5 protein-coding genes are annotated in these 4,675 nt (G+C 71.0%); 4 read left to right on the top strand and 1 reads right to left on the bottom strand.

Annotated features, from left to right (window positions below; genetic code table 11):
- Positions 1 to 434 (top strand): helicase-related protein (locus tag RIF89_RS11165; protein ID WP_309069185.1); only part of this gene is annotated, 434 nt, incomplete at its 5' end.
- A 7-nt stretch (positions 435 to 441) separates the two neighbouring features.
- Here the strand turns inward: RIF89_RS11165 and RIF89_RS11160 are convergent.
- Positions 442 to 939: a MarR family transcriptional regulator gene (locus RIF89_RS11160; RefSeq protein ID WP_309069184.1), complete on the bottom strand. Its 498-nt coding sequence runs from the start codon at positions 937 to 939 to the stop codon at positions 442 to 444.
- 38 nt (positions 940 to 977) lie between these two features.
- Between RIF89_RS11160 and RIF89_RS11155 the strand changes: the two genes are divergently transcribed.
- The 3 genes from RIF89_RS11155 to RIF89_RS11145 all read left to right on the top strand — a co-directional run bounded on the left by RIF89_RS11155 (position 978) and on the right by RIF89_RS11145 (position 4,486).
- A complete protein-coding gene (locus RIF89_RS11155) occupies positions 978 to 1,910 on the top strand; it encodes an EamA family transporter (RefSeq protein WP_309069183.1) in 933 nt (310 codons plus the stop codon).
- Between the two features lie 7 nt (positions 1,911 to 1,917).
- The gene (locus RIF89_RS11150; protein WP_309069182.1) at positions 1,918 to 2,613 is read left to right on the top strand and encodes a response regulator transcription factor; all 696 of its coding nucleotides are present in this window, start codon (positions 1,918 to 1,920) and stop codon (positions 2,611 to 2,613) included.
- Between the two features lie 142 nt (positions 2,614 to 2,755).
- Positions 2,756 to 4,486 (top strand): sensor histidine kinase, encoded by a 1,731-nt coding sequence (locus tag RIF89_RS11145; RefSeq protein WP_375294475.1) that lies wholly within the window; start codon positions 2,756 to 2,758, stop codon positions 4,484 to 4,486.
- The last annotated feature ends 189 nt before the right edge of the window (positions 4,487 to 4,675 follow it).

Raw genomic sequence — 4,675 nt, 5'->3', positions numbered from 1 at the left:
TGATCGCGAAGCACCCGAACGAGCAGATCCTCGTGATCGGGCAGTACCTCGAGCAGCTCGACGAGCTGTCCGAGGCCCTGAACGCGCCGAAGATCACCGGATCGACGCCGGTCGACGAGCGCGAGCGCCTGTTCCAGGCGTTCCGCGAGGGGACGATCAACCTGCTCGTGGTGTCGAAGGTCGCGAACTTCTCGGTGGATCTGCCGGAGGCGTCGGTCGCGATCCAGGTGTCGGGATCCTTCGGGTCGCGTCAGGAGGAGGCGCAGCGCCTCGGACGCCTGCTGCGCCCGAAGCAGTCGGAGCACACCGCGAGCTTCTACACGCTGATCGCACGCGACACGGTCGACCAGGACTTCGCGCAGAACCGCCAGCGCTTCCTCGCCGAGCAGGGTTACAGCTACACGATCCTCGATGCGGAGCGGATCGCGGCCTGACGGCGCATCAGTCGTCGACCCGCGCGAGCCAGGACGCGAGGATCCGCTCCAGGTCGCCCCGATCGGCGGAGCTGAGACCCTCGAGCAGGCGGCGCTCGTTGCGCATGTGTGCGGCGAACGCCTCGTCGATGAGGTCCCGGCCCGCGTCCGTGAGGCGCACGATCCGCCCCCGCGCGTCGTCCGCGCTCGCGCGTCGCTGCACCAGCCCGGCGGCCTCGAGACGGTCCAGCCGCTTGGTCACCGCGCCCGTGGTGACCATGGTGTGGCGCGCGAGCGTGCCCGGTGCCAGCTCGTACGGGGTGCCCGCCCGGCGCAGCGTCGCGAGCACGTCGAACTCGCCCTCGCCGAGGCCGTACCGGGCATAGAGCGCGAGGAGCTCCTCGCGCAGCAGGTCGCCGAGCCGGTGCAGCCGGCCGATCACGCCCATCGGCGTAACGTCGAGATCGGGCCGTTCGCGCCGCCACTGCTGCTGGATCCGCGCGACGCGGTCGTCGTTGTCGCTCACGACTCCATATTACTTCCGCGGAAGCTACACTCGCTTCCATGGAAGCTAAATGGCGTTGGATCCTCCTCACCGCGATCGCGCCATTGTGCTGGGGGGCCACCTACTACGTCACGAGGCACTTCCTCCCCGCGGACGCGCCGCTGTGGGGATCCGCCCTGCGCGCGCTGCCCGCGGGGATCCTGCTGATCCTCATCGCCCGCCGACGCCCGCGCGGCGCATGGTGGTGGCGCTCGGCCGTCCTGGGGATCCTCAACGTCGGCGCCTTCTTCCTGCTCGTCTACCTGAGCGCCCAGCTGCTTCCCACCTCGGTCGCCGCGTCCGTCATGGCACTGGCCCCCGTCGCGCTCGCCGGCTTCGCTTGGCTCCTCGTCGGCGAGAGGCCGCGCATGACGCTCGTCGTCGGCGCCCTCGTCGCCGTCGCCGGCACCCTCCTGCTCGTCTGGCGCGACACGGGCGGCGTCGCTCCCGCCGGACTTGCCGCGGCGACGGCCGCTCTGCTGCTGTCGTCGCTCGGCGCGATCCTCGGACGGCGCTGGGCGGACGGCACCCCGATCCTCGCGACGACCGCGTGGCAGCTGCTCGCCGGAGGGGCCGCGCTGGCCATCGCGGCCGGGCTGGCAGAGGGACCGCCGCCCGCGCTCACGGCGCCGCAGCTCGTCGCGCTGGCCTTCGTCAGCCTGCTCGCCACGGGCGTCGCGTTCGTGTGCTGGTTCGGCGGCATCGCGCGACTGCCGGCGGGGCTCGTCGGGACGGTGGGCCTGCTCAACCCGCTGACCGGCACGACGCTGGGCGCCACGCTCGGCGGCGAGATCCTGGGGGCGGCACAGCTGGCGGGCATTGCGCTGATCCTCTCCGGGATCGTCGTCGCCCAGCGCCGCCCGGGCGCGAGACGGCGCAAAGGATACTCCCCGTGTTCGCTTTCCGCAGATCCGGAGCGATATCCAGCCGGATCATCGACCGCACCGACATAATGGGGCCATGACCGCACCGCGCATCCTGGTCGTCGATGACGAGCCCAACATCCGAGACCTGCTCTCGCAGAGCCTGCGTTTCGCGGGCTTCCAGGTGAAGACCGTCGGGAACGGCGCTGCGACGATCTCCGCCGTGCTCGAGGAGGAGCCCGACCTGATCGTGCTCGACGTGATGCTGCCCGACATGAACGGCTTCAGCGTCACGACGCGTCTGCGCGATCACGGCTTCACCGCCCCGATCCTCTTCCTCACCGCGAAGGACGAGACCGAGGACAAGATCAAGGGCCTGAACGCCGGCGGAGACGACTACGTCACGAAGCCGTTCAGCCTCGACGAGATCGTGGCGCGCATCCAGGCCATCCTGCGCCGCACGATGCAGGACACCGAGGACGAGCAGGTGATCCGCGCCGGCGAGCTGACGATGGATCAGGACACGCACGACGTGTACGTCGGCGATGCCGCGATCGATCTCAGCCCGACCGAGTTCAAGCTGCTGCGCTACCTGATGCTCAACCCCAATCGCGTGCTGTCGAAGGCGCAGATCCTCGACCACGTCTGGGAGTACGACTTCAACGGCGACGCGGGCATCGTGGAGAGCTACATCTCCTACCTGCGCCGCAAGATCGACCCGCACGCGACCGAGTCCCTCATCCAGACCAAGCGCGGCTTCGGCTACATGCTGAAGGTCGACAAGGCGGGCTGACCCCGCCGCGCCGCGCACGGCGCACCACCGAAAGAGGCACCTCCTGGCGAAGAAGACCGACGCTGTCACCACCTGGTGGCGGCGGATCAGCCTGCGGGCGAAGGTCACCGGAGTCACGGTGACCGTGCTCGCGCTCGGTCTCATGGCCGCGGGAATCGGCACCGTGCCGATCCTGCGGGAGTCGCTGCTGAACAACATCAAGTCGTCGCTGACGCAGCTCGCGGGCACCGCCGTGGGCGAGCAGCTGTTCAACATCTCGTCGGACGGCGGCGACGGCCGGCAGTTCACACCGAAGGCGAACGCTCCGCGCATCGACTACTACGTCGCGGTCTACGGGCCGGACGGCGCGCTCATCGCGACCGCCGGCGGGCGCGGCCCCGAGCAGCCACGCCCGCGCTTCCCCGCGTCGTTCGCCACGGACTACGCCTACTCGCACCAGGGCACGATCATCCAGCTGCCCAGCACCACCGACGACAGCGCGCAGTTCTACGCCGCGTTCGCCGTCCAGCAGTTCCAGGGCAGCAACCGCATCTTCACGCAGATCGTCGCGCTGCCGCTGGATGAGGTGGAGAACGTCGTCGGCACGTACTTCGGCATCTTCTTCCTCGTCGCGATCGTCACGATCATCGGCGGTGCGCTGCTGACGCGGTGGGCCGTGACGCTGACGTTCCGGCGGTTCGGGCAGGTCGAGGCCACGGCCATGTCCATCGCGTCCGGCGACTTCAGCCAGCGCCTGAGCGACATCGAGCCCCGCACCGAGATCGGGCGCCTGAAGTCGGCGATCAACACGATGCTCGACCGGATCGACGTGGCGATCGCCGACCGTGATGCGACCGTGCGGCAGATGCGCCGCTTCGTGGGCGACGCGAGCCACGAGCTGCGCACGCCGCTCGTGAGCGTGCGCGGGTACGCCGAGCTGTACCGGATGGGCGCCATCCAGGGCCCGGATGACACCGCGCGCGCGATGGAGCGGATCGAGAAGGAGGCGATCCGCATGGGCGTGCTCGTCGAGGATCTCCTCGCCCTCGCGCGCCTGGACGAGAAGCGCGAGCTGGACATCCAGCCGCTCGATCTGCGGCCGATCGCGCGGGACGCGGCGCTCGACGTGCGCGTGGCGGAGCCGGGGCGGGTCGTCACGGTCGTGGACACCACGATCGAGGCCCTCACGGGGCCCATCGCGCTGTCCCGGCCCGACGACGCAGCCGCGCACGCCGCGGCCCCCGAGACCCCGCGCCGACGGCCGCGCCCGCTCACGGCCGCGACAGAGAGCCTCTCGTCGCTGCTGCGCCGCAAGCCGAAGGCGCCCGGCGACCCGATGACGGGCGAGGTGCCCGTGACATCCGATCCCGAGGCGACCGCGGACGCGTCGGAACCGGCGGACTACCCCGCGCTCGATTTCACCGTGCCGCAGTCGATGCGGCCGGTCGCCGTGCCGCCGATCGTGCAGGGCGAGGAGAACCGGGTGCGCCAGGTCGTCGCCAATCTGCTCGGCAACGCGCGCCGCTTCAGCCCCGAGGGCTCGCCGATCGAGATCGAGGTCGGCGTGGACGTCGCCGCGCAGATGGGCTGGATCGCGGTCGTCGACCACGGCGAGGGCGTGCCCGAGGCGATCCGCGACCAGATCTTCGAGCGCTTCTGGCGCGCCGACTCCTCCCGCGCCCGCGAGACCGGCGGCAGCGGACTCGGCCTCGCGATCGTCGCCTCGATCGTCGAGGCGCTGCACGGCACCGTGCGGGTGCTCGACACCCCCGGGGGCGGCGCCACGTTCCGCGTCGCGTTCCCGCTCGCGCCCCGGTCGGACGACGAGCTGAGCCTCGCCGAGACCCGTCCGGTGCCGCGCCTGCGCGCGGGCGACGCGCCGGCGGCGGGCTGACCGCTTCCCCGTCCACAGCCCGGCCGGAGCGCGGTTCCCTCCCTGATCCCTGCTCGGCCGTGCGCGGCCGCCGTCCGCTTCCTAGCGTGGGGACATCCGTCCCCTCCGACCCCAGGGAGCACACAATGGCGATCTTCAGCGTCGACACCGAGGCGGTCTCCACCGCCAACGGGCAGACCCTCAACACGG

It is taken from the genome of Microbacterium sp. (assembly GCF_031178525.1).
Classification (GTDB): domain Bacteria; phylum Actinomycetota; class Actinomycetes; order Actinomycetales; family Microbacteriaceae; genus Microbacterium.
This window is presented reverse-complemented; position numbering and strand designations above follow the sequence as displayed.

What these genes read in the sequence shown, in the direction of transcription:
- RIF89_RS11155 (WP_309069183.1), top strand. Translation starts at nt 978, where the DNA reads ATGGAAGCTAAATGGCGTTGGATCCTCCTCACCGCGATCGCGCCATTG.
- RIF89_RS11150 (WP_309069182.1), top strand. Translation starts at nt 1,918, where the DNA reads ATGACCGCACCGCGCATCCTGGTCGTCGATGACGAGCCCAACATCCGA.
- RIF89_RS11145 (WP_375294475.1), top strand. Translation starts at nt 2,756, where the DNA reads ATGGCCGCGGGAATCGGCACCGTGCCGATCCTGCGGGAGTCGCTGCTG.